This is a genomic window from Mesorhizobium sp. B1-1-6, assembly GCF_006443035.1.
In the GTDB taxonomy this organism is placed as follows: domain Bacteria; phylum Pseudomonadota; class Alphaproteobacteria; order Rhizobiales; family Rhizobiaceae; genus Mesorhizobium.
In genome coordinates this window covers 301,686-324,094 of sequence record NZ_VFWR01000001.1, presented here as the reverse complement: position 1 = coordinate 324,094, position 22,409 = coordinate 301,686, and the positions used below count along the sequence as shown (strand labels likewise).

21 protein-coding genes are annotated in these 22,409 nt (G+C 64.5%); 13 read left to right on the top strand and 8 right to left on the bottom strand.

What is annotated here, in order from left to right:
• Positions 1-11: 11 nt before the first annotated feature.
• From FJ979_RS01545 to cobO, 3 genes are read left to right on the top strand one after another with little or no spacing between them, the layout of a single operon-like run.
• Entirely contained in the window at positions 12-809 is a 798-nt protein-coding gene (locus FJ979_RS01545; RefSeq protein ID WP_140579842.1) for a CbtA family protein, read from the top strand.
• On the top strand, positions 802-1,317 hold the full coding sequence (cobU, locus tag FJ979_RS01540; RefSeq protein WP_140521135.1) for a bifunctional adenosylcobinamide kinase/adenosylcobinamide-phosphate guanylyltransferase: 516 nt from the start codon (positions 802-804) through the stop codon (positions 1,315-1,317). Before FJ979_RS01545 ends, cobU begins: the two co-directional genes overlap by 8 nt.
• 1 nt (position 1,318) lies before the next feature.
• Entirely contained in the window at positions 1,319-1,933 is a 615-nt protein-coding gene (cobO, locus tag FJ979_RS01535) for a cob(I)yrinic acid a,c-diamide adenosyltransferase (RefSeq protein WP_140579841.1), read from the top strand.
• Between the two features lie 332 nt (positions 1,934-2,265).
• Here cobO and cbiB read toward each other — a convergent pair whose 3' ends face one another.
• The gene (gene cbiB, locus FJ979_RS01530) at positions 2,266-3,234 is read right to left on the bottom strand and encodes an adenosylcobinamide-phosphate synthase CbiB (protein WP_140495606.1); all 969 of its coding nucleotides are present in this window, start codon (positions 3,232-3,234) and stop codon (positions 2,266-2,268) included.
• Here cbiB and cobD point away from each other — a divergent pair.
• Positions 3,233-4,279, top strand: a complete 1,047-nt coding sequence (cobD, locus tag FJ979_RS01525) for a threonine-phosphate decarboxylase CobD (protein WP_140579840.1) — start codon at positions 3,233-3,235, stop codon at positions 4,277-4,279. The genes cbiB and cobD overlap by 2 nt on opposite strands.
• Positions 4,276-4,785, top strand: coding sequence for a tyrosine phosphatase family protein (locus FJ979_RS01520; protein ID WP_140559591.1), 510 nt, complete (start codon positions 4,276-4,278; stop codon positions 4,783-4,785). The genes cobD and FJ979_RS01520 overlap by 4 nt, the downstream gene beginning before the upstream one ends.
• Positions 4,786-4,788: 3 nt before the next feature.
• Here FJ979_RS01520 and FJ979_RS01515 read toward each other — a convergent pair whose 3' ends face one another.
• Positions 4,789-5,592: a creatininase family protein gene (locus FJ979_RS01515; RefSeq protein ID WP_140547725.1), complete on the bottom strand. Its 804-nt coding sequence runs from the start codon at positions 5,590-5,592 to the stop codon at positions 4,789-4,791.
• Positions 5,593-5,646: 54 nt separating this feature from the next.
• Positions 5,647-6,030 (bottom strand): RidA family protein, encoded by a 384-nt coding sequence (locus FJ979_RS01510; protein ID WP_140555017.1) that lies wholly within the window; start codon positions 6,028-6,030, stop codon positions 5,647-5,649.
• Between the two features lie 269 nt (positions 6,031-6,299).
• On the opposite strand from FJ979_RS01510, the gene FJ979_RS01505 reads away from it, so the two are divergent.
• From FJ979_RS01505 to FJ979_RS01475, 7 genes are all read left to right on the top strand, one after another.
• Entirely contained in the window at positions 6,300-7,304 is a 1,005-nt protein-coding gene (locus FJ979_RS01505) for an ABC transporter substrate-binding protein (RefSeq protein ID WP_140579839.1), read from the top strand.
• Positions 7,305-7,315: 11 nt separating this feature from the next.
• On the top strand, positions 7,316-8,146 hold the full coding sequence (locus tag FJ979_RS01500; protein WP_140495612.1) for an ABC transporter ATP-binding protein: 831 nt from the start codon (positions 7,316-7,318) through the stop codon (positions 8,144-8,146).
• Positions 8,133-8,981, top strand: a complete 849-nt coding sequence (locus tag FJ979_RS01495; RefSeq protein ID WP_140579838.1) for an ABC transporter permease — start codon at positions 8,133-8,135, stop codon at positions 8,979-8,981. The genes FJ979_RS01500 and FJ979_RS01495 overlap by 14 nt, the downstream gene beginning before the upstream one ends.
• A gap of 4 nt (positions 8,982-8,985) precedes the next feature.
• Positions 8,986-10,287, top strand: a complete 1,302-nt coding sequence (locus FJ979_RS01490; protein ID WP_140564175.1) for a cytosine deaminase — start codon at positions 8,986-8,988, stop codon at positions 10,285-10,287.
• Entirely contained in the window at positions 10,287-11,690 is a 1,404-nt protein-coding gene (locus FJ979_RS01485; RefSeq protein ID WP_140579837.1) for an FAD-binding oxidoreductase, read from the top strand. The genes FJ979_RS01490 and FJ979_RS01485 overlap by 1 nt, the downstream gene beginning before the upstream one ends.
• Positions 11,691-11,976: 286 nt before the next feature.
• The gene (locus FJ979_RS01480) at positions 11,977-12,558 is read left to right on the top strand and encodes an NAD(P)H-dependent oxidoreductase (protein ID WP_140579836.1); all 582 of its coding nucleotides are present in this window, start codon (positions 11,977-11,979) and stop codon (positions 12,556-12,558) included.
• Positions 12,558-13,145: an NAD(P)H-dependent oxidoreductase gene (locus tag FJ979_RS01475; protein ID WP_140521127.1), complete on the top strand. Its 588-nt coding sequence runs from the start codon at positions 12,558-12,560 to the stop codon at positions 13,143-13,145. Before FJ979_RS01480 ends, FJ979_RS01475 begins: the two co-directional genes overlap by 1 nt.
• Positions 13,146-13,191: 46 nt before the next feature.
• Here the strand turns inward: FJ979_RS01475 and FJ979_RS01470 are convergent, their stop codons facing one another.
• The 4 genes from FJ979_RS01470 to FJ979_RS01455 are packed head-to-tail and all read right to left on the bottom strand — an operon-like array spanning position 13,192 to position 19,855.
• Positions 13,192-15,651, bottom strand: coding sequence for an FAD-dependent oxidoreductase (locus FJ979_RS01470; RefSeq protein ID WP_140579835.1), 2,460 nt, complete (start codon positions 15,649-15,651; stop codon positions 13,192-13,194).
• On the bottom strand, positions 15,648-16,829 hold the full coding sequence (locus tag FJ979_RS01465; RefSeq protein ID WP_140579834.1) for a pyridoxal phosphate-dependent aminotransferase: 1,182 nt from the start codon (positions 16,827-16,829) through the stop codon (positions 15,648-15,650). Before FJ979_RS01465 ends, FJ979_RS01470 begins: the two co-directional genes overlap by 4 nt.
• The gene (locus FJ979_RS01460) at positions 16,829-19,282 is read right to left on the bottom strand and encodes an FAD-dependent oxidoreductase (protein ID WP_140579833.1); all 2,454 of its coding nucleotides are present in this window, start codon (positions 19,280-19,282) and stop codon (positions 16,829-16,831) included. Before FJ979_RS01460 ends, FJ979_RS01465 begins: the two co-directional genes overlap by 1 nt.
• Positions 19,283-19,312: 30 nt before the next feature.
• Complete coding sequence (locus FJ979_RS01455; RefSeq protein WP_181168529.1) at positions 19,313-19,855, bottom strand: XRE family transcriptional regulator; 543 nt, start codon at positions 19,853-19,855, stop codon at positions 19,313-19,315.
• Between the two features lie 223 nt (positions 19,856-20,078).
• Between FJ979_RS01455 and FJ979_RS01450 the strand changes: the two genes are divergently transcribed.
• Positions 20,079-20,783, top strand: coding sequence for a nitroreductase (locus tag FJ979_RS01450; RefSeq protein WP_140516370.1), 705 nt, complete (start codon positions 20,079-20,081; stop codon positions 20,781-20,783).
• Positions 20,784-20,807: 24 nt separating this feature from the next.
• Here FJ979_RS01450 and FJ979_RS01445 read toward each other — a convergent pair whose 3' ends face one another.
• On the bottom strand, positions 20,808-22,250 hold the full coding sequence (locus FJ979_RS01445; RefSeq protein ID WP_140579832.1) for an MFS transporter: 1,443 nt from the start codon (positions 22,248-22,250) through the stop codon (positions 20,808-20,810).
• Positions 22,251-22,409: the final 159 nt, after the last annotated feature.

Here is a 22,409-nt window from a genome sequence, read left to right as displayed (position 1 = left end):
GATTTGACATCATGAACCTGTTTCGCAACGTCGTGTTCATCGCGGCGATCGCAGGGCTCGTGGCCGGTGTCGTTCTCGCCTGCATGCAGGCCTATGCCACCGTGCCGTTGATCCTGAAGGCGGAAGTCTACGAACAGGCCGGCGGCGGCCACCACCACGACCATACCGCACCGGCCCCGACCGACAACAACGCCATGAACTCTGCCGCCCCGGCGGGCAATGCCATGAGCTCCGCCGCGCCGGCAGCCGCTGAAGCTGTTCCGGCTGAAGAGGAAGGCTGGGCGCCGGCCGACGGCTTCGAGCGCTTCGCCTTCAGCGTGCTTGCCAACATCGTCACCGGCATCGGCTTCGCGCTGGTCCTGGTCGCGGTTTCGGAATTCGCCGGCGGCATCGGCAACTGGCGCCAGGGCGTGTTCTGGGGACTGGCCGGCTTTGCCGTGTTCACGCTGGCGCCGGGCCTCGACCTGCCGCCGGAACTGCCGGCCATGCCTGCCGCCGAGCTTCTGCCACGCCAGATCTGGTGGACGGCGACGGTGGCGGCGACGGCGATCGGCCTTGCCCTGATCGCCTTCCGCAAATCACTGCCGCTGGCGATTCTGGGCGTGGTGTTGATCGTCGCGCCGCATATTGTCGGCGCGCCGCAGCCGGACAGTTTCGAGACGCCGATTCCGGAAGGCCTGCACCATCAGTTCGTGGTGGCGGTAACCGTAACCAACCTGGTGTTCTGGCTCGTGCTCGGCGCTGTCGTCGGCGTGGTGCGCGGACGCTTCACCGGCAGCGCGACGAGCCTGCGCGACAGCTTTGCCTGATCGCGGAAGACTGACCTTCATCATCGGCGGTGCGCGCTCCGGCAAGAGCGCGCACGCCGAAACGCTGATGACGGCCTTGCCTTCGCCATGGACCTACATCGCCACGGCGCAAGCCTATGACGACGAGATGCGGCAGCGCATCGCGTTGCACCGGTCGCGGCGCGGCGAGGGCTGGACGACCATCGATGCACCGCTTGGCCTTGTCGGTGCACTCGAGGCCCTACCGGAGGACCAGCCGGTCCTTGTCGACTGCCTGACGCTCTGGCTGACCAATCACATGCTGGCCGATCATGATGTAGAGGCCGAATGTCGGCGGCTGGCTGACATGCTGTCGCGGCCGCGCGGACCCTGGTTCGTGGTATCCAACGAGGTCGGGCAAGGCATCGTGCCCGACAATGCGCTGGGGCGCCGGTTCCGCGACGCCGCCGGCCGGCTCAACCAGCAGGTCGCGGCGATTGCCGAGACCGTGCTTTTGATGGTGGCGGGGCTGCCGCTCAAGGTGAAGTGACATGACCGACATCGACGAAAAGGACGAAGAGCGCCACCGCGCCAAGATGGCCAAGCGCAAGGCGGTCCAAGACGCCGAGGTGGCGAGCAAGACGGTCGAAAAGGGGCTGCTGATCGTCAACACCGGCCCGGGCAAAGGCAAGACCACGGCTGCCTTTGGCCTGGCGCTGCGGATGCTGGGCTACGGCAAGCGCGTCGGCGTCGTCCAGTTCATCAAGGGCAAATGGCATACGGGTGAGAAGGAGGCCTTCGCCGCCTTCGGCGACCGCGTCGTCTGGCACGCGATGGGCCAGGGGTTCACCTGGGAGACGCAGGATCTGAAGCGCGACATCGCGGCGGCCGAGGCCGCCTGGGCCAAGGCGCTGGAGCTGATGGCCGATCCGTCGATCAGTCTCGTCGTGCTCGACGAACTCAACATCGCGCTGCGCTACGAGTATCTCGATCTGGACAAGGTGGTTGCCGCGCTGAAAGCGCGCCGCGAGGGCCTGCATGTCGTCGTCACCGGCCGCAACGCCAAGCCGGCGCTGGTCGAGGCGGCCGATCTGGTGACCGAGATGGGGCTGACCAAGCACCACTTCGCGGCGGGCGTGAAGGCGCAACAAGGGATCGAGTTTTGAGAGCTTTTGTCCCCTTTTGTGGATGAGCATTCAAGTCTGGTCGCCAAACGCTCCCAGCGGGGCTCACTTCCTTTCCCTCCGGAGGGGGGAAAGGTGGCGCTGCGAAGCAGCGACGGATTGGGGGAAGGCGGTTATCGAACGCGCGGTCCGTAGACAGGCAGGCGCAACCCGGCGGGTGCGAGAAACGCGACTGCCGAGCTCGTCGACCCCCACTCCGTCTCGGCTTCGCCGAGCCACCTCTCCCCGATCGACGGGGGAGAGGAAAGGCGCGAACCTGTTGCAGCCCGGCTCCCTTCCTCCCCTTCGGGAGAGAACTCACGGGGGGGGTGAGATCATGCCAGAATGACGATCGCCGAAACCACGCCGAACAGGGCAATCAGCAAATAATCGGCGACGCGGTAGAGTTTCAGCGCCCGCCTTATGTCGATGCTGTCGGCTTCGCGTCGGCCGCCTTCGCCCATGAACGCGTCGTCGACCGTTACGCCGCCATAGCTGCGCGGCCCGGCGAGGGCCAGGCCGAGCCCGCCCGCCATCGCCGCCTCCGGCCAGCCGGCATTGGGCGAGCGGTGCTTTTTCGCGTCGCGCCGCACCGCCTGCCATGCGGCTTTCGCGTCGGCGCCTTTCACCAGGAAAGCCGCCAACGTGATGAGCAACGCCGTCAGCCTCGACGCCGGCAGGTTGATCCAATCGTCGAAGCGTGCGGCTGCCCTTCCGAACGTTTCGTGGCGCGGCGTGCGATGGCCGATCATCGAATCGGCGGTGTTGGCGGCCTTGTAGGCGGCGCCGCCGGCGAGGCCGCCGACGCCCGTCCAGAAGGCGGGGGCAACGATGCCGTCGGAAAAATTCTCGGCCAGGCTCTCGATCGCCGCGCGGCAGACGCCGGCCCTGTCGAGGGTTTCGGGATCGCGGCCGACGATGCGCGAGACGGCGGCGCGGCCCATGTCGAGGCCGCCCGAGTCGAGCGCATCGGCGACGGCCTCGACATGCTCATAAAGGCTCCGCTGCGACAGGAACGATGTTGCCAGAAGGGCGGTGATGAACAGTCCCAGGGGAATGAACCAGAGCAGGATCTGCACGCACAGGCCAATTAGCGCCGGCACCAGCACGATGACCAGAAGCGCCTGGACACCACGTTGGCGACGCAGTGCGTCGGGATCAGTGGCGCGGTTGAGCCTGCGATCGAGAAAGGATATCAGCCTGCCAAACCACGTCACGGGATGGCCGATGGCGCGAAACAGCCAGTCGGGGTAGCCCAGCGCGGATTCGATGGCCAATGACAGGAAAGCGATCAGGACTGACATGAAGCTTCTTGAAGGAGCGGTGGACCATGGTGGAAGTCTCGGCCGGGCAAGGGCGCTTTTCCCCAACGTCCCCCAGCCTTTCGTCGACCTCTCGACCGGAATCAATCCGCACTCCTACCCGCTTTTCGAGCTGCCCGCCACCTCGCTGTCGCGATTGCCGGAAGCGGGGCGGGCGCGTGAGCTGACGGCGATCGCGGCCAGTAGCTATGGTGCGCCCTCGCCAGCCAATGTCGTCGCTGCGCCCGGTACGCAGATCCTGCTGCCGCGCGTGGCATCGCTGGTCGCGCCGGGCAAGGCGCTCGTACTGGGGCCGACCTATGCCGAACATGCCCGCGCGGCGGCGATCGCGGGGCACGAGGTGATCGAAGTCAGCGATTTCGCTGATCTGGCGGATGCCGACCTTGCCGTCGTGGTCAACCCGAACAACCCGGATGGGCGCATCGTCGAGCGCGACCGGCTGCTGGCGCTGGCCGCCGGTTTGCGCGCCAAGGGCGGGCTGCTGGTCGTCGACGAGGCGTTCATGGATGTCGGCCCGCGCGAACACAGCCTTGCCGGCGATGTCGGCCAGGGCGGCATCGTCGTGCTGCGTTCTTTCGGCAAGTTTTTTGGGCTGGCCGGCCTGCGGCTTGGATTCGCGCTTGCCGATGCGCCGACGGCCCAACGGCTGGAAACGCAATTCGGACCTTGGGCCGTCGCCGGCCCGGCGCTGGAATATGGCATTCGCGCACTTGCCGATATCGGCTGGCAGGACGCGATGCGCGCATCGCTTGCGGAGGCATCGGTTCGGATCGACGGACTGTTCAGCCGCTTCGGCGTGCCTGCCGCGGGCGGCACCACATTGTTCCGCTATTTCAGCCTGCCGGATGCCGCCGGCTTGTTTGCAGCGCTTGGCGAGCGCGGCATCCTGCTTCGCCATTTCACCGACCGCCCGCACGTCCTGCGGGCAGGCCTGCCGGGGAACGAGGAGGAGTGGCTGCGGCTCGAATCCGCCCTTGCCGAATGGGCGGCGCGGCGCGAGGATCGAGCGAAAGGTATCGAACCATGATTCATGTCTGCTCGCTGGCAAAGGTCGAGGAAACAGTGGCGCGGACCGGCGCCGAGCGCCTGCTGTCGCTGTTGGCCGCCGGCACCGATGTGCTCCGCCCGGCCTCGATCATGAGGGAAAACCATCTGCACCTGGTCATGCACGACATCGCGGCGGCGCAGGATGGCATGACCATGCCGGGCGAGGAGCATGTGCGCAATCTGCTCGATTTCGCGCGCCGCTGGGACCGCGCAAGGCCGATGGTCGTTCACTGTTATGCCGGCATCAGCCGCTCGACAGCCTCCGCCTATATCATCGCTGCCGCGCTGGCGCCGAAACGCGACGAGGCCGAACTGGCTCGGACGTTGCGGACGCTGTCGCCTTCGGCGACGCCCAATCCGCGGCTGATCGCGGTGGCCGACGCGCTGCTTGGTCGAGACGGCCGCATGATCGCGGCAATCGAAGCGATCGGGCGCGGCGCCGATGCCTTTGAAGGCAACCCGTTCGAACTGAGGATCGACGGCTAGAGGCTACTTCAGCCAATCGGCGAGCTTCGCCTTGCGTACGTCCCTAAGCAGGCTGACGAAACCATCAGCCTGATGTTCCGCTGTCAGCCGACCTTTTTCAGCCGTGGCAATGCTGGCGTCGCCGACCACGCCGTTCGGATTGAGATCGCTGGCGATCCAGGCGAAGGCGTGGGTGCCGGTGTGGCGCAGGAGCGAAAATTCCTGCTCCGCGTTGGCGACGTTGGAGACGAAATTGTCGGCCTTGGTCATGTCGACGAGATCCGGCCGGAAATGCAGCATCAGCGAGGTCTCGACGTCGCCGCCATGGATGCCGTGGCGGTCCTCGAGTTCGGTGTACATGCCGGCCGGGCGGCCGAAGCGTTGCCAACTGGTCTTCACCGCCAGCATCTTTTCGCGCACCCGCAATTCGCGCGTGACGATGCCCATGATCTCCTCGTTGCCGCCATGCGAGTTGACGACGACCAGCTTGCGCACGCCTGCCCGCGCAATCGACACGCCAAGCTCGGTCCAGGCGTCCGCCAGCGTCGTTGCCGGCAAAGTAAGCGTGCCCGGCGCGTGAAGATGCTCGTTCGATTTGCCCACCGCCTGGACCGGAAGGATGCGGATGTCGAGATCGTCGGGCAGGCGGGCGATCACCGTGTCGAGCATGCCGTTCATGATCGAGGTGTCGGTCGAGACAGGCAGATGCGGTCCATGCTGCTCGATCGCCGCCACCGGCAGTACGGCGATCGTCGCTTCGGGATCGATCGAGGCATATTCGGTGGTCCGATAGTCACCCCACCACACGCGTCTTTTTGCTACGGTCATGTCATGCCTCTTCGATGGACGGTGAGACCTACCGCGAGATAGGCGGTGTGTCGATCACCCGGCCGCGATGGCCTCGACCTCGACCTTGAATTCAGGCCGGGCAAATCCGCTGACGATCATCAGCGTCGAGGCCGGCGCTGGGTTCGAAAACAGCCGGTCGCGGACATCCATATAGGGTCGCAGATGCGCGCGGTCGGTGACATAGGCGTTGATGCGAACGATATTGCCGAGCCCCAGCCCCGCCTCGCCGAGGATCGCGGCGATGTTCTTGAAGCAGAGCTCGGCCTGGGCGCCAGCGTCTTCGGGGATCTGGTCGTCCGCCGTGATCGCGACCTGGCCGGAGCACAACACCAGCCGCTTGCCCGGGGGCACTTCGACGCCGTGACTGTAGCGAGCAAAAGGCGGCTTGATCGACTTCGGGGTGAGGAACTTGAACATGGCAATCTCCTGGATACCGCCAGCCTAAGACTGGATTCATCACAGCTTCAAGATGGCGGTGCATGTCGCCGGTGCGATTGTGGACAGGCGTTTAAAAAATAGGCACGATGCCTCCGGTGCAGCACGACCTTTCCGGCGTTCGCAGATGGCTGTGGTGCAGGCGGGCGGGTCCCGGCGCGAGACGCCGGTGGCATGTGTCTTGCTTCTTGAATCTCTGGTGTCGAGCCTGGCGCGTGGCGCGCCGGAGCAAACAAAGGGTGGTGGTGTCGATGTACGGAAAACTGAAGATGTCGGTAGCGGCGGTGGCCGTGCTTGCAGCGAGCACGCTTGGTGCCGCGGCAAATGAAAAAGTCACCTTCGGCACCAACTGGCTGGCCGAGCCGGAACATGGCGGCTACTACCAGGCCGTGGCCGACGGCACCTATGCCGCCTGCGGCCTCGACGTCACCATCATGCAGGGTGGCCCGCAGGTCAGCGGCCGGCCGATGCTCCTGGCCGGCAAGATCGATTTCTACATGGGCGGCAACCTGCTGTCGGCCTTCGACGCCGTCCAGCAAGGCATTCCGATGCGCGTGGTGGCGGCGGACTTCCAGAAGGATCCGCAGGTCATCATGTCCCATCCCGGCGAGGGGCTGGACAAATGGGAGGACCTGAAGAACGCCGAGCAGTACATTCTGGGTGACGAGGGCGCGCAGACCTTCTTCCAGTGGATGATCATCGAGCTCGGCTTCGACGCGGCCAAGCGCGTGCCCTACACCTACAACACTGCTCCCTTCCTCGCCAACAAGAAGTCGATCCAGCAAGGCTATGTCACGTCCGAGCCGTTCGCGGTCAAAAAGGAAGGCGGCTTCGTGCCCAACCAGTTCCTGCTCGCCGACTATGGCTGGGACACCTATTCGACGACGATCGAGGTGATGCAGGACACCATCGACAAGAAGCCGGAGGTGGTCCAGTGCTTCGTCGATGGCTCGGCCAAGGGCTGGTACAAATATCTCTACGGCGACAACAAGGCCGCCAACGACATGATCAAGAAAGACAATCCTGACATGACGGATGAGCAGATCGCTTTCTCAATCGAGCAGATGAAGAAGTTCGGCCTAGCCGATTCCGGCGACACCGAGAAGCTCGGCATCGGCGCCATGAACGAGGCGCGGATCAAGAGTTTTTACGACAAGATGGTCAAGGCCAAGGTCACGCTCGCCGGCATCGACATCACGAAAGCCTACACGCTGGCCTTCGTCAACAAGGGCGTCGGGCTCGAGCTGAAGAAATAGGCCGTCCCAGCATGATGCGGGAACAGGTAGCGCAGGCGCCGGCGAACGGGTCCGACACGGCTCCGGCATTGTTGGCGCTGCGGGGCGTCGGCAAGGTCTTTTCCAATGGCGTGACGGCGCTCGCCGACGTCGACCTGACGATCCGGGAAGGGGATTTCCTCAGCCTGCTCGGGCCGTCCGGCTGCGGCAAGTCGACGGCGCTGCGGCTGATCGCCGGCCTGTCAACGCCGACCTCCGGCATGCTCGACTGGCGTGCGGGCGGTTCGCTCGACCGCTCGAACATCGGCTTCGTGTTCCAGGAGCCGACATTGCTGCCCTGGGCCAGCGTTTTCGACAATGTCTGGCTGCCGCTTAGGCTGAAGGGCGTCAGCCGCGCCAAGGCGGCACCGGTGGTGACCGAGATGCTGGCAAGGGTTCATCTCACCGGTTTCGAGAACGCGGTGCCGCGCGAACTGTCGGGCGGCATGAAGATGCGCGTCTCGATCGCACGGGCCCTGGTGACCAAGCCGCGCGTGCTTTTGATGGATGAGCCGTTCGCGGCCCTCGACGAAATCACTCGCTTCAAGCTCAACAACGATCTGCTGGAGTTGTGGCAGGACGAGCGCTTCACCGTCGTCTTCGTCACGCATAGCGTCTTCGAAAGCGTGTTTTTGTCCAACAGGGTTGTCGTGATGGCGGCGCGGCCAGGCAGGATCTTCGACGAGCTTGCCATTGACGCGGCCTATCCGCGCGACGAGGCCTTTCGCACCTCACCCGATTATGCGGCGCTGTGCCGGCAGACGTCCGACGTGCTGGTCAAGGCCATCAACTCAATTGCAGGCTCGCATCATGACGGCCATTGACGGTGCATTGAAACTCGACCCCGAGGAAGCACGCCGCGCGCGCCAGGAGCGGCTCGAGCGGATCGGCCGCTGGGTCCTGCCGCTGGCGATCATGGTCCTGGCGATCTGGCTGTGGGACCGCATCTGCGTATGGAATGAAATTCCGCAATACATATTGCCGCGCCCCGGTGTGGTGCTGGCGACGCTCTACAACGACGCCGGTCTGCTGTTCGCCGCATTGCTGGTCACCTTGCGCATCACCTTCCTCAGCCTGGCCCTGGCCGTCATCGGCGGCGTCGGGCTGGCGGTGCTGTTCGCGCAGTCGAAATGGGTGGAGATGTCGTTCTTTCCCTTCGCCATAGTGCTGCAGGTGACGCCGATCGTGGCCATCTTCCCGCTGATCAACATCTATGTCGACAATCAGACGACCAAGCTTCTGCTCTGCGCCTGGATCGTCGCCTTCTTTCCGATCCTCTCCAACACCACCCTCGGCCTGAACTCGGTCGACCGCAATCTGCGCGACCTGTTCAAGCTCAACGGCGCAACGCGCTGGCAGCAATTGCGCTATCTCAGGCTGCCGGCGGCGATGCCGTATTTCCTCGGCGGGCTGAAGATCGCCGGCGGCCTGTCACTGATCGGCGCGGTGGTGGCCGAGTTCGTCGCCGGCGCCACCGGCCAGTCTTCAGGCCTCGCCTCGCGCATCATCGAGGCCGGCTACCGGCTGAACGCGCCCAGGCTCTTCGCGGCGCTGTTCCTGATCTCGCTGACCGGCATCCTGATCTTCCTCGTGCTGTCGCTGATTTCGCATCTCATCTTACGGCGCTGGCACGAGAGCGCGCTGAAGCAGGAGCGGTAGCGCCTTGATTCCGAACACAGGTTCATACCGGCTCGCCAACGCACGCGTTCATCGGTCCGTCACGCCTGGCCTTGCCGCGCCCTTCGACGGCGACGGTTTCGCACTTGCCGACATCGCGGTGGGCGACGGCAAGATTTCCAGCATTGCTGTTCCTGGCAGATCGAACGCACCTGCCGATGCGATCGACCTCGGCGGGCGGATTCTGCTGCCGTGCTTCATCGATTGCCACACCCATATCGACAAGGGCCATATTTGGCCGCGAAAACCCAATCCTGACGGCACTTTCATCGGCGCGCTGAATGCCACAGGTGCCGACCGCACTGACCGCTGGAGTGCCGAGGACGTGGCGCGGCGCATGGATTTCTCGCTGCGCTGCGCCTACGCGCATGGCACCAAAGCACTGCGCACGCATCTGGACAGTGTCCCGCCGCAGGAGGAAATCTCCTGGCCGGTGTTCGAGACGATGCGCGAGAGGTGGCGCGGCCGCATCGAGTTGCAGGGCGCCTGCCTGATTGGCGTCGAGGGCGTGCGCGACAAGAATTGGTTCGACAGGCTGGCCAAAAGGGTGGCCGCCGCCAAGGGCGTGCTTGGCGTCGTCACCTACATGGTGCCGGATCTGGAAGAACTGCTCGACCATGTCTTCTCCCAAGCCGTCAAGCATGGCCTCGATCTCGATTTCCATGCCGACGAGACCGACGACGTCGCGGCGATCTCGCTGAAGAAGATCGCCGAGGCGTCGCTGTGGAGCGGCTTCGAGGGCAAGATCCTCGTCGGCCACTGCTGTTCGCTGGCGCGCCAGCCGGACCTCGAGGTGCTGGACACGCTGGACAAGGTGGCGAAAGCCGGGCTGGCGATCGTCTCGCTGCCGATGTGCAATCTCTATCTGCAGGACCGGCGGCGCGATCAAACCACGCCGCGCTGGCGCGGGGTAACGCTGCTGCACGAGATGAAGGCGAGGGGCATTCCGATCGCGGTCGCCTCCGACAATACCCGCGATCCGTTCTATGCCTATGGCGATCTCGACATGCTGGAGGTCTACCGCATGGCGACGCGCATCCTGCATTTCGATCATCCGGTCGCCGATTGGCCGCAGGCCGTCACGGCAACGCCGGCTCACGTGATGCGGCTCGATGGTTTCGGCACGCTTGCCGCCGGCGCCGATGCCGATTTCATCGTCTTCAAGGGCCGCAGCTGGACGGAATTGCTGTCGCGGCCCGAATCGGATCGCATCGTGGTGCGCGCCGGGCGGGCGATCGACCGGCAACTGCCCGACTATGCCGAACTCGACGAGCTGATGGTGGACTGATGGATATCGCCGCGCTGAAACGCGATCTCGACGGGATAAAACTCGACGACAATCCGGCCATCGTCCAGCAGAAAAGCCGCGATTTCTACTGGTACAGCCCGGTGCTGAAGCAGCAGCTCGATCACGTCACCGGCGATCTTGTCGTGACGCCCAAGAACGAGGCCGAGCTGATCCGCGTGCTCGCCGCCTGCCACCGGCATGGCGTGCCAGTGACGCCGCGCGGCAGCGGCACAGGCAATTACGGCCAGGCGATGCCGCTCTCGGGCGGCGTCGTGCTCAATCTCGCCGAGATGAACGAGATCAAGTCGATCGCGCCGGGGCGTGTGGTGACCGGGCCGGGCGCTGTGCTGGCCGACATCGACAAGGCAACGCGGGCGCATTCCGGCCAGGAACTGCGGCTCTCACCCTCCACCTACAACACCGCCTCGATCGGCGGCTTCATCGCCGGCGGTTCGGGCGGCGTCGGTTCGATCAATTTCGGCGGCTTGCGTGATTTCGGCAATGTGCTGCGCCTGCGCGTGGTAACCATGGAGGCCGAGCCGAGGGAGCTCGAACTCACCGGCGAGGATCTGCACAAGGTGACCCACGCCTACGGCACCAACGGTATCATCATGGAAGTCGAGATGCCGCTGACCGCGGCCTATGAGTGGATCGACATCATTGTCGGCTTCGACGCCTTCATGAATGCGGCGCGCTACGGCAACGCGCTGGCCTGCCAGGACGGCATCCTGACCAAGCTGATCACGCCGATCGCGGCACCGGTGCCGCAGCTCTATTTCAAACGGCACCAGAAATTCCTGAAGGATGGGCAGAGCATCTGCGTCGTCATGGTGGCGCGGCATGGGCTGGACGCCTTTCTCGCTTTCACGCGGCGGGCTGGAGGCGAGGTGGTCTTCAATGCCGCGACGGCGACGCCAGAGGAGAAAAAGGGCCTGCCGCCGGCCTATGAGCTGGCCTGGAATCACACGACGCTCAGGGCGCTGCGAATCGACCCCGACATCACCTATCTGCAGTCGCTCTATCCCTTTCCCAACCAGCTGGCGCTGGTCGAGAAAATGGACGCGATGTTTCCAGGCGAAGTATTCTCGCATCTGGAGTTCGTGCGGCTGGATGGCAACATCACCTGCTTCGGCCTGCCGCTGGTCAAGTTCACCACCGAGGCGCGGCTCGACGAGATCATCCGCTTGCATGAGGAGAATGGCTGCCCGATCTTCAACCCGCATCGTTACACGCTGGAAGAGGGCGGCATGAAGCAGACCGATGCGGTGCAACTCGCCTTCAAGCGCGAGACCGATCCGCAAGGACTGCTCAATCCCGGCAAGATGATCGCCTGGGAAAACCCGGATTATGACTACCGTTCGGGACGAACTTTTCTGTTCAAGGGGCTGCAGAGGACGGGATGAGGAGAGGTTCGCGCTTGAACACCCCCCTCTGGCCTGCCGGCCCGGGCCCTTCGCTGTCGCTTCGGGCGTTCGTCGCTCGGAAAGCCAAGAAATTGGCTTCCCGTCCGCTGCGCGGACCACTCCTCACCCCCCGCATGGGGGGAGATCGGCAGCTTAAGCGCTGCCGCCAACCTGCCGCGCTGACAATTGGCGAAAGCAAGGAGATAGTCCGATCTCCCCCCTTGCGGGGGAGATGCCCGGCAAGGCAGAGGGGGGTGCCTCGCGCTGACCCAGGCAATGCCTCGCCATGAACATCCTCGTCCTCCACGCCCATCCGGTCGAAACCAGCTTCAATGCCGGCCTGCACCGGACGATCGTCGAGCGACTGACGGCTGCCGGTCATGCGATTGACGACTGCGACCTCTATGCCGAGGATTTCGACCCGCGGCTCTCTCGCCAGGAACGGCTAGACTATCACAATCCGCGCGGCTCCGCCGACCCTGCGGCGCCGTATGTCGAACGCCTGTTGCGTGCCGATGCGCTGGTGCTTTCCTATCCGGTCTGGAATTACGGCTTTCCGGCAATTCTGAAAGGGTTCTTCGACCGCGTCTTCCTGCCCGGCGTGTCGTTCAAGCTGGTCGACGGCAAGGCGCAGCCGTCGCTGCACAACATCGGGAAGATCGCGGCGGTCACCACCTATGGCGGCAGCCGGTTCCGCGCCATGCTGATGGGGGACCCGCCGCGCAAACTGGTCCAGCGCGTGCTGCGCGCCACGGTCAAGCCGGGCGCTTCGGTTTCCTATCTGGCGCATTATTCGATGAACATTTCGAGCGACGAGACGCGCAAGGCGTTCTTGGCCAAGGTCACGGCCAGCATGGACAGATTCTGATGCGCGCGCTGGTGGTTTATTGCCATCCGGTGCCGGAGAGTTTTTGCGCCGCTATCCGCGACACCGCCGTGGAGGTGCTGACGCGAAAGGGCTGGGAGGTGCGGCTGCTCGACCTCTATGCCGAGAAGTTCGATCCGGTGATGAGCTGCGAGGAACGGCGTTTCTACAACAACCAGGCGCCGCAGGACCTTGCGCTGAAGCCGCATTTCGAGCTGCTCAACTGGGCCGAGGCAATCCTCTTCGTCTATCCGACCTGGTGGTACGGGCTGCCGGCGATGCTGAAGGGTTGGCTCGACCGGGTGTGGGCGACGGACGTCGCCTTCAAGCTGCCGGCCGGCAAGGGGCGGATCAAGTCGCTGATGCGGCATGTGACCAAGGTCGGCGTCATCACCACCTGCGGCGCGCCGACATGGTGGAGCGTCGTCGTCGGCCAGCCCGGGCGCAAAACCTTGCTGCGCGGCATGCGCGCGCTGTGCGCCACGCGCTGCCGGACCTTCTTCCTGGCGCACTATCTGATGGACGCCTCGACGCCGAAGACGAGGGCCGCGTTTCTGGCGAAGGTGCGGGCGAAGCTGGAGCGGTTTTGAGGGGGCGAACTGCCCTTCTCCCCTTGTGGGAGAAGGGAAAACCGCGCTACATCTTCACCCGTTCCGCCTTTGGATCATACATCGGCTTCAGCGATGCCTCCGCCGCAAACCGCTCGCCGGCGATCTCGATCTCATAGGACGAGGCCAGCACATCCGCCTCGGTCTCGCCCTGGCAGGGCACATAGCCCAGCCCGATCGCGCCGCCGAGATGGTGGCCGTAATTGCCTGAGGTGATCGGACCGACGATCTTGCCGTCGCGCAGGATCGCCTCGTTGTGGAAGAGCAGCGGTTGCGGGTCCTTCAGCCGGAACTGGACCAGCCGGCGGCTCAATCCGGCTTCCTTCTTCTTCAACACCGCGTCGCGGCCGATGAAATCGCCCTTGGCCGTCTTCACCGCGAAGCCGAGGCCGGCTTCCAGCACATTGTCTTCGTCGGTGATGTCGTGACCGAAATGGCGGAAAGCCTTTTCGATGCGGCAGGAATCGAGCGTATGCAGCCCGCACAGCTTGAGGCCGACATCGGCGCCGGCCGCTTCGATGGCTTCAAAGACGTGGGCCGCCTGGTCGGTCGAGACATAGAGCTCCCAGCCGAGTTCGCCGACATAGGTGACACGGTGGGCGCGGGCGAGGCCCATGCCGATCTCGATCTCCTGGAACGTGCCGAATGGGTTGTTCTCGTTGGAGAAGTCGTTGGGGCTGACCTTCTGGATCAGTTTTCGCGCATCCGGGCCCATCAGGCAGAGTACGCTTTCGGCAGCGGTTACATCGGTGATGACGACGAACTCATCTGTCAGGTGCTTGCGCAGCCAGGCGAGGTCGCGCTGCAGCGCGGCGCCGGGCACGACGAGGAAATAGGCGGTGTCCGACAGGCGCGACACCGTGAGATCGCTCTCGATGCCGCCGCGCCGGTTGAGCATCTGCGTGTAGACGATCTTGCCCGGCGCCACGTCCATGTCATTGGCGCAGAGTTTTTGCAGGAACGCGCAGGCGTCGCGGCCCTCGACGCGGATCTTGCCGAACGAGGTCATGTCGAACAGGCCGACCTTGTTGCGGACGGCGAGGTGCTCCTCGCGCTGGTTGTCGAACCAGTTCTGCCGCTTCCAGGAATAGCGGTACTCGCGCTCCTGTCCCTCGCGCGCGAACCAGTTGGCGCGCTCCCAGCCGGCGACCTCGCCGAACACGGCGCCGCGCGCCTTCAGATGCTCATGCAGGGGTGAACGGCGCACGCCGCGCGATGTCGCCATCTGGCGATAGGGGAAATGGTCGGCATAGAGCAGGCCGAGCGTTTCGGAGACGCGCTCCTTGAGGTAACGGCGGTTCTTCTGGAAAGGCTGGGCGCGGCGGATGTCGACTTCCCACAGGTCGAACGGTGCCTCGCCGTCGTTGATCCACTGTGCCAGCGCCATGCCGGCGCCGCCTGACGAGACGATGCCGATCGAATTGTAGCCGGTCGCCATCCAGTAGCCACGCAGTTCCGGCGCCTCGCCGAGATAGTATCGGTCGTCGGGCGTAAAACTTTCGGGGCCGTTGAAGAAAGTATGGATGCCGGCGGTGGCCAGCATCGGCATGCGGTTGACGCCCATTTCGAGGATGGGCTCGAAATGGTCCATGTCCTCGGGCAACTGGTCGAAGCAGAAATCCTCACGGATGCCATCCATGCCCCACGGCTTGGCCACTGGCTCGAAGGCGCCGAGCATCATCTTGCCGGCATCTTCCTTGTAATAGGCGCACTCGTCGGGCACGCGCAGCACCGGCAGGCGGCTCAGCCCTGGGATCGGCTCGGTAACGAGGTAAAAATGCTCGCAGGCGTGCAGCGGGATGGTGACGCCGTTCTGGGCGCCCAGTTCGCGCGCCCACATGCCGGCGCAGTTGACGACGATGTCGGTCTCGATCGTGCCTTGCTCTTCACCCTGCGCCCAGGACACGCCGGTGACGCGGCCTGCCTTGGTGTGGACCTTGGTGACCTTCACATTTTCAACGATGGTGGCGCCGCGTTGGCGCGCGCCCTTCGCCAGCGCCATGGCGATGTTGGCGGGGTCGCACTGGCCATCAAGCGGCAGATGCACGGCGCCGACGACGTCGGACACGTTGAGATGCGGGTACATCTCCTTGACTTCCCTGGGCGAAATCTCGCGCACGTCGACATCGAAGGCGCGGGCGAGTGACGCCTGACGGTAGATCTCGTGCTTGCGCTCCTCGGTCAGCGCGACGGTGATCGAGCCGACTTGGCGCATGCCGGTGCCGACCTCGGTCTCGGCTTCCAGCTTGACGTAGAGGTCGGCCGAATATTTCGCCAGCCGCGTCATGTTCTGCGAGCCGCGCAACTGGCCGATCAGGCCGGCGGCATGCCATGTCGTGCCCGAGGTCAGCTGCTTGCGCTCCAGAAGGACGATGTCGGTCCAGCCGAGCTTGGCCAGGTGATAGGCGACCGAGCAGCCGGAAACGCCGCCGCCGATGATGACGGCTCTTGCCTTGGCGGGAATGGTTCTGGGGGAAGGGATATTCATGCGGCCTCGCGGCGGTAGCTGGAGACAAAGCGGCGCAGCCGGAGCGCTGCTTCCCGCAAGACGGGTTCCGGCTGGCACAGGCTGACGCGGATATGGCCGGCCGCGGCCTCGCCGAAACTGGAGCCGGGCATGACGCCGACCTTCTCCTTGTCGAGGAAGGCGAAGGCGAATTTCTCGTCCTCGGATTCGACGGCCGATATGTCGAGCATGACATACATGCCGCCTTCGGAGCCGCGCACGCCGACATTGTTCATGCCGCGCACGGCGTCGAGCAGGACGGCGCGTCGCGCCGCATAGCGTTCGGCGATTTCCTTCACGCCATAACCCTTCTCCAGCGCCTCGGTGCAGGCGATCGAGATGAAGGCCGGCAGGCCGTAGGTCGTCACCAGATTGAGGTTGGTCAGCAGCGAGATCATCTCGCTCGGGCCGGTCAGCCAGCCCATGCGCCAACCGGTCATGCCATGGCTCTTGGACATGGAATTGATGACCAGCGTGCGCTCAGCCATGCCGGGCAGGGAACGCGGCGAGATGTGCTCGCCACCGCCGAGCGTCCAATAGACTTCGTCTGACAGCAGCCACAAATCGTGCTCGCGGCAGACCTCGGCCAGCTGTTCCAGCCGTTCGCGCGAATAGACGGCTCCGGTCGGGTTGTTCGGCGTGTTGATCAGGATGGCGCGCGTATTCGGCCGAAGTGCCGCGCGGATCATGTCGGCGCGGGGCTGGAAACCGTCCTCGGCCGGCGTCTCGACAACCGTGAAGGTCGCGCCCGCGGCGCTGAAGGTGTTGGGGTAGGTCGCGTAGTACGGCGCGACCACGATGGCGTGTTCGCCCGGATCGAGCACGGCCTGAACCGCGGCGTAGAGCGCCGCCTGGCCGCCCGGCGTGGCGATGACCTGGTCCGGCGTCGTCCCGACGCCCGTGCAGGCGACCGAAGCCGCCGCCATCGCCTTGCGCAGGCGCGGCAGGCCGGGCAACGGGGTATAGTGGTGATTGCTGCCGCGAACCGCGGTCACGCAAGCCTCGATTGTTTCGGAAGGGGTATCGAAATCGTGATCGCCGACCGACAGCATGATGATGTCCTCGCCGGCCTCCTTACGGGCCCATGCGGCGAAGTGGACTTCCCAGCCATCCTTGCCCGACGGCACGATGCCTGAAATGCGCGATGATGGTTTTGGCATCAGGCTCTCAACCTTTCGTTCTTCGGATCCCACAAGGGCTCATCGTTCTGCACGACCGCCTTGAAACGGTCGCCGAAGATCTCGATCTCCACGGCGGTGCCGGGCTCCGCCAGATCGGCACGCAGCATGCCGAGCGCGATCGACTTGCCGACGCGATGACCCCAGCCGCCCGACGTCGTCTCGCCGACGATCTGGCCTTCATGCCACAGCGTCGACATGTAGGGCGCGTCGCAATCGCCGGGGTTTTCCACCACCAGCGTGACGAAGCGCTTCCTGACGCCCTGCTGTTTCTCGTTCTGCAGCGCTGCCTTGCCGCGGAACTCGGGCTTGTCCCATTTGACGAACCGCTCGAGCCCGCCTTGCAGGATCGAATAGTCGGTCGAAAGGTCGCCCTTCCAGGTGCGGTAGCCCTTCTCGAGCCGCAGCGAATCCAGCGCATACATGCCGAATGGTTTCAGGCCGTGCGGCTGCCCCGCCGCGCAGATGGTGTCGAAAACGGCGGCGGTGTCGTCGACCCTGGTGTGGATTTCCCAGCCGAGTTCGCCGGCGAAGGAGACGCGGACCAGCTTCGCCCAGCGCCCGGCGATCTTGGTTTCCTGATGCGTGAGCCACGGCAAGGTCAGGTCGGCCTCACAGACGGCGGCGAGGATTTCCCGCGACTTGGGTCCGGCCAGGATTTGGGTGGAGAATTCCTCGGTCCGGTCGATCAGCTTGAAAGTCGCATCCACGGGCATGTGCGATTTCAGCCATTCGAAATCATGCCATTGCGCCACCGCCGCGGTGATCAGCGTCATGGATTCCTCGCCGTGGCGCACCACCGACATTTCGGTGACGATGCGGCCCTTGTCGTCGGAGAAATAGACGAGACCGATGCGGCCGGGCTTCGGCACGAGGCCGGTCACTTGCCGGCTAAGCCATTCGGCGGCGCCCGGACCTTCGAGGTTGAAGCGCGAAAAACCCGGCAGGTCGAGGATGCCGGCGGCGTCGCGGACGGCCAGGCATTCCTCGCGCACGCGGTGCTGCCACGGCCCGTCGCGACGGAAGGTGAGCGTTGCTTCCTCCGAGACGTCGTCGCCATCCTGCGCATACCAGGTGGCGCGCTCCCAGCCATTATAGGCGTCGAAGCGCGCGCCGAACGCCTTCATGCGATCATGGATCGGCGACAATTTCCTGTCGCGTCCCGCCGGCCAGGCATGGCGCGGAAACTGGATGGCGTATTCGTTGCCGTAGATCTCCATGCCTTTGGCAACGCAGTAATCCGGAGCCGAAGCGAAGGACGTGAAGCGGCGCGGGTCGCAAGACCACATGTCCCATTCGGTCTGGCCTTGCGTGACCCATTCGGCCAACACCTTGCCTGCACCGCCGCCTTGCGCGATGCCGAAGGTGAAGACGCAGGCCTCGAACGCATTGGGGACGCCCGGCATCGGCCCGATCAGCGGATTGCCGTCCGGCGCATAGGGGATCGGGCCGTTGATGACCTTGGACAGGCCGGCGGTGCCCAGGATCGGCACGCGGGCGACGGCGTCGGCCAGATAATGTTCCAGCCGGTCGAGATCGTCGGGGAAAAGCTGGAAGGAAAAATCCTCCGGCATCGGATCGTTGTGACCCGCCCAATGCGCGCGGCAATTGCGCTCATAGGGGCCGAGATTCATGCCGTTCTTTTCCTGGCGCAGATAGTAGGAAGTGTCGACGTCGCGCAGCAGCGGCAGCTTCCTGCCCTGTTCCTTCGACCATGCGGCGAGTTCGGGGATCTCCTCGAACAATATGTACTGATGGCTCATCACCATCATCGGCACCTCGCGGCCGAACATTTTTCCGACTTCGGCGGCACGGTAGCCGGCGGCGTTGACGACGATCTCGCAGCGGATCTCGCCTTGCGGCGTCACGACCACCCATTCGTCCCTTTCGCGGCGCACGCCTGTCACCGGGCAGAAGCGTATGATCCGGGCACCCATGTCGCGCGCGCCCTTGGCCAGCGCCTGGGTCAGCTGCGCCGGGTCTATGTCGCCGTCGCTCGGGTCGTAGAGGGCGCCTTCCAGCTCATGCGTCTCGATGAAGGGATAGCGGCGCTTGATCTCGTCCGTGCCGACGATATCGATGTCCATGCCCTGGTAGCGGCCCATGCCCTTGGCGCGCTGGAACTCCTGCATGCGCTCTTGCGTGTGGGCAAGCCGCAGGGAGCCGGTGACATGGTAGTTCATGGGATAGTCGACGGCCTCGGCCAGCCCGCGATAGAGCTCGGTCGAATAGCGCTGCATGTTCATCAGCGACCAGGACGAGGAGAAGGTCGGCACGTTACCGGCGGCATGCCAGGTCGAGCCGGAGGTGAGTTCATTCTTTTCCAGGAGAACGCAGTCGGTCCAGCCCGCCTTGGCGAGATGGTACAGAGAGGAGGCGCCGACGACACCGCCTCCGATGATCACCACGCGTGCCGTGCTCGGCAAACCGGCCATGTTCTTCTCCAACCCTTGGTCCAATTTCATTCAATAAACTGGCGGCGAAACCACCCAGATGACGACCGCCGGCTCCAATCCCGGATTGCGCCAGCGGAAAGGCTTGCCCTCGAAGCGAAAGGAATCGCCTTCGCCGAGCCGGTGCCATGTCCCCGATATTTCGATGTCGAACGTCCCCGACACGACATATCCAGCCTCTTCGGTTGGCCGGCGCGCCTCGCTCTTGAGCTCAGCGCCCGGCGCGAAGACGGAACGCAGCATCTCGAAGCTACCGCCGAGATCGGGCGACAGAAGCTCCTCCATGAGGCCGGATTCGCTTGTGCCAAGGGTGCGGCGGCTGCCGGCCCGCACGACCGCGCCGCGCTCGCTTTCGACAGGCACGTCGTGGCCGAAGAACAGGCTGACCGGCACGCCGAACAGTTCGCCGAAAGCCCGGAGATCACTGAGCGACGGTGTCGACAGGCCGCGTTCGACCTGGCTGACCCAGCCGACCGACCGGCCGAGTTTCAGGGCGATCTCGGCGAGCGTCAACCCTCGCGCCTTGCGCAGCGCCCTGATGTCGCTGGCCAGCAATCGCTCGTAATTTCCCTGCAATGCTTTCGCTGTAGTTGGAGGCAAATCGCGCTCTCGTGAAAAAATCCCATCAAATTTCATGAGATGCCGGAGCGGTGAAAAAATCAAGCGGATTTTCACGGGTGCACAAGATTTGCTTGCGCGATTTTGGCGGTTCATGCAAAGGCTCGGCCGCGAGCGGCGAGTGGGGACGTCCGATCGGGACACAGGGTAAGGACGGCCCATGCTTGGAAAGAAGGCTCGAATCACGGTTGATGCCGAGATCGTCGACGACGCGATCGTATCGCGCCGGTCGGTGCGCGCTTTTCTGCCCGACATGGTCGACGACAACACGATCCGCGACATACTGGCGGTCGCGGCACGCGCCCCTTCCGGCACCAATATGCAGCCATGGCGGGTCTATGTCACCAAGGGTGACACCAAGCAGCGGATATCGGATGCCATCCTGAATTCCGGCATCCGTGCTGAAAAGGCCGATTGGGACGAATATCGCTATTATCCCACGCAGTTCTTCGAACCCTACCTGACCCGCCGCCGCGCCAACGGTTTCGGGCTCTACGGCGCGCTCGGCATCGGTCGCCGCGAGGTCGACAAGATGCGTGCCCAGCACGACCGCAACTTCGTCTTCTTCGACGCGCCGGTCGGCATGATCTTCACCATCGACCGCCGGCTTAACCAGGGTTCCTGGATCGACTACGGCATGTTCCTGCAGAACATCATGGTTGCCGCGCGGGGCAGGGGCTTGCACACCTGTCCGCAGGCGGCGTTCGCGCCCTATCACCGGCAGATCAGGCCGGTGCTCGGCATTCCCGACGAGGAGATCGTCGTCTGCGGCATGGCGCTCGGTTATGAAGATACGTCGAAGCCCGAAAACGCCTTCCGAACCGACCGCGTGCCGCTGGAGGAATGGGTGACGTTCAGCGAGTAGGCCGCTGCTGCGCTGCGACATCCGCTATTCCGTGTTCATCTGGGCGCCATGGCCGCTGACATGGGCGCCATCCTGCGGCGTCAGCTTGAGATAGGCTGATAGCGCGCACAGCGTGATGACACCCTCGATCACGAACAGTATCCGGAAGTCATTGGCGACGGCTGGACCGCCGCCGGCCAGAAACGATAGTGCCGCGGCGGCGAGGCCGACGCTGATTGCCACCGCCAGCTGCCACAATATGTAGTAGAGCGCGCTGAAGCGGGCGAGCTGCTCGGGCGCGATATCGGAATAGGCAAGGTTGCCGGTGGACGCCCATTGCGCGGAACGGAAGACGCCGAAGATGAAGATGTAGGCAAGCACGATCCACACCGGTGTCGTCGCCTGCATCAGGGCAAAGCCCGCAACCATGGCCGCGACGACGGGCGTGTTGAAAACCAGCACGCGGCGGAAACCGAAGCGGTTGAGCAGGCGAGGCATGAAGACACGCATGACCACCGACCCGACCGCGGCGACGAAGGTCAGCGATCCCGCCTGCACGGCGCTCATGCCGAAGCCGAGCTGGAACATCAGCGGCAGCAGGAAGACGACGGAGCTGAGGCCGATCGTGTCCAGACCGCCGCCGGTGAGGAAGGAGATGCGGAAGGTGCGGATGCGCAGGAGCTTGAGGTCGAGCAGGGGATTGCGCACGCGCAGGCAATAGAACGAGGCGACCGTCAGGATGACCAGCGCCAGGGCAAGCTCGGCCGCGATCACGCCGGCGGCCGCATCTTTCGCCGCCAGCGAATCCATGCCGAAGACAAGCAGGACCATGCCGCTGCCGACCAGCAGGAAGCCCGGGAAATCGAACGGTGCGCGCACGGGTTTGGTCACCGTCGGAAACAGCGAGGCGGCAAGGACAGCCGCGGCCAGCGCGAAGGGCACGTTGATGAAGAAGATCCAGCGCCAGGAAATGTAAGTGGTCAGCGCGCCGCCGACGAGCGGACCGACGAGCGGGCCGGACTGGCCGGCCAGCGAGATATACATGTTGATCTTCAGCGTCCGGCTTCTAGGGAAGGTCGACAGGATGACGACCTGACCGAGCGTGCCCATCAGCGCGCCGCCGAAGCCCTGCAGCGCGCGGGCGCCGACCAGCGTCCAGATGTTGTCGGACAGGCCGCACAGCGCCGACGAGGCGGCGAATACCAGCAGCGCAAAGCAGTAGACGTTGCGCAGGCCGAAGCGGTCGGCAGCCCAACCGCCGAGCGGCATCGAGATGATCAGGCTGGCGACGTAGACCGTGATCAGCAGGCCAAGCTGGCTCGGTGGACGGCCAAGGCTTTCGCTGATGCCGGGCAGCGCCGTCACCACGACATTCTGGTCGAGACTGGTCATGAACACGCCGCAGGCGACCGTCAGCGGCAGCAGGAGCAGGGCTCTGGCTGGCACATCGGCGCGATCGGTGGCGCCGGCGGATATTTCTGCGGTCATGGAGATATTCGAACCAAACGGATGCGCGGATTCTGGAGACGGGTTTTGTTACCCTTCGGACCGGCTTGACGGCCATGTCACGCCATTATGGCGGCCGCCGGCGCATTGCTGTAGCGTCAGAGCCGGCCGGCCTTGATGCCAGAATTCGTCGACCCCGAG

Bases quoted from the DNA above. Each gene is read 5' to 3' on its own strand.
- FJ979_RS01545 (WP_140579842.1), top strand. From the start codon at position 12: ATGAACCTGTTTCGCAACGTCGTGTTCATCGCGGCGATCGCAGGGCTC.
- cobO (WP_140579841.1), top strand. From the start codon at position 1,319: ATGACCGACATCGACGAAAAGGACGAAGAGCGCCACCGCGCCAAGATG.
- cobD (WP_140579840.1), top strand. From the start codon at position 3,233: ATGAAGCTTCTTGAAGGAGCGGTGGACCATGGTGGAAGTCTCGGCCGG.
- cbiB (WP_140495606.1), bottom strand. From the start codon at position 3,234: ATGTCAGTCCTGATCGCTTTCCTGTCATTGGCCATCGAATCCGCGCTG.
- FJ979_RS01520 (WP_140559591.1), top strand. From the start codon at position 4,276: ATGATTCATGTCTGCTCGCTGGCAAAGGTCGAGGAAACAGTGGCGCGG.
- FJ979_RS01515 (WP_140547725.1), bottom strand. From the start codon at position 5,592: ATGACCGTAGCAAAAAGACGCGTGTGGTGGGGTGACTATCGGACCACC.
- FJ979_RS01510 (WP_140555017.1), bottom strand. From the start codon at position 6,030: ATGTTCAAGTTCCTCACCCCGAAGTCGATCAAGCCGCCTTTTGCTCGC.
- FJ979_RS01505 (WP_140579839.1), top strand. From the start codon at position 6,300: ATGTACGGAAAACTGAAGATGTCGGTAGCGGCGGTGGCCGTGCTTGCA.
- FJ979_RS01500 (WP_140495612.1), top strand. From the start codon at position 7,316: ATGATGCGGGAACAGGTAGCGCAGGCGCCGGCGAACGGGTCCGACACG.
- FJ979_RS01495 (WP_140579838.1), top strand. From the start codon at position 8,133: ATGACGGCCATTGACGGTGCATTGAAACTCGACCCCGAGGAAGCACGC.
- FJ979_RS01485 (WP_140579837.1), top strand. From the start codon at position 10,287: ATGGATATCGCCGCGCTGAAACGCGATCTCGACGGGATAAAACTCGAC.
- FJ979_RS01480 (WP_140579836.1), top strand. From the start codon at position 11,977: ATGAACATCCTCGTCCTCCACGCCCATCCGGTCGAAACCAGCTTCAAT.
- FJ979_RS01475 (WP_140521127.1), top strand. From the start codon at position 12,558: ATGCGCGCGCTGGTGGTTTATTGCCATCCGGTGCCGGAGAGTTTTTGC.
- FJ979_RS01470 (WP_140579835.1), bottom strand. From the start codon at position 15,651: ATGAATATCCCTTCCCCCAGAACCATTCCCGCCAAGGCAAGAGCCGTC.
- FJ979_RS01465 (WP_140579834.1), bottom strand. From the start codon at position 16,829: ATGCCAAAACCATCATCGCGCATTTCAGGCATCGTGCCGTCGGGCAAG.
- FJ979_RS01460 (WP_140579833.1), bottom strand. From the start codon at position 19,282: ATGGCCGGTTTGCCGAGCACGGCACGCGTGGTGATCATCGGAGGCGGT.
- FJ979_RS01450 (WP_140516370.1), top strand. From the start codon at position 20,079: ATGCTTGGAAAGAAGGCTCGAATCACGGTTGATGCCGAGATCGTCGAC.
- FJ979_RS01445 (WP_140579832.1), bottom strand. From the start codon at position 22,250: ATGACCGCAGAAATATCCGCCGGCGCCACCGATCGCGCCGATGTGCCA.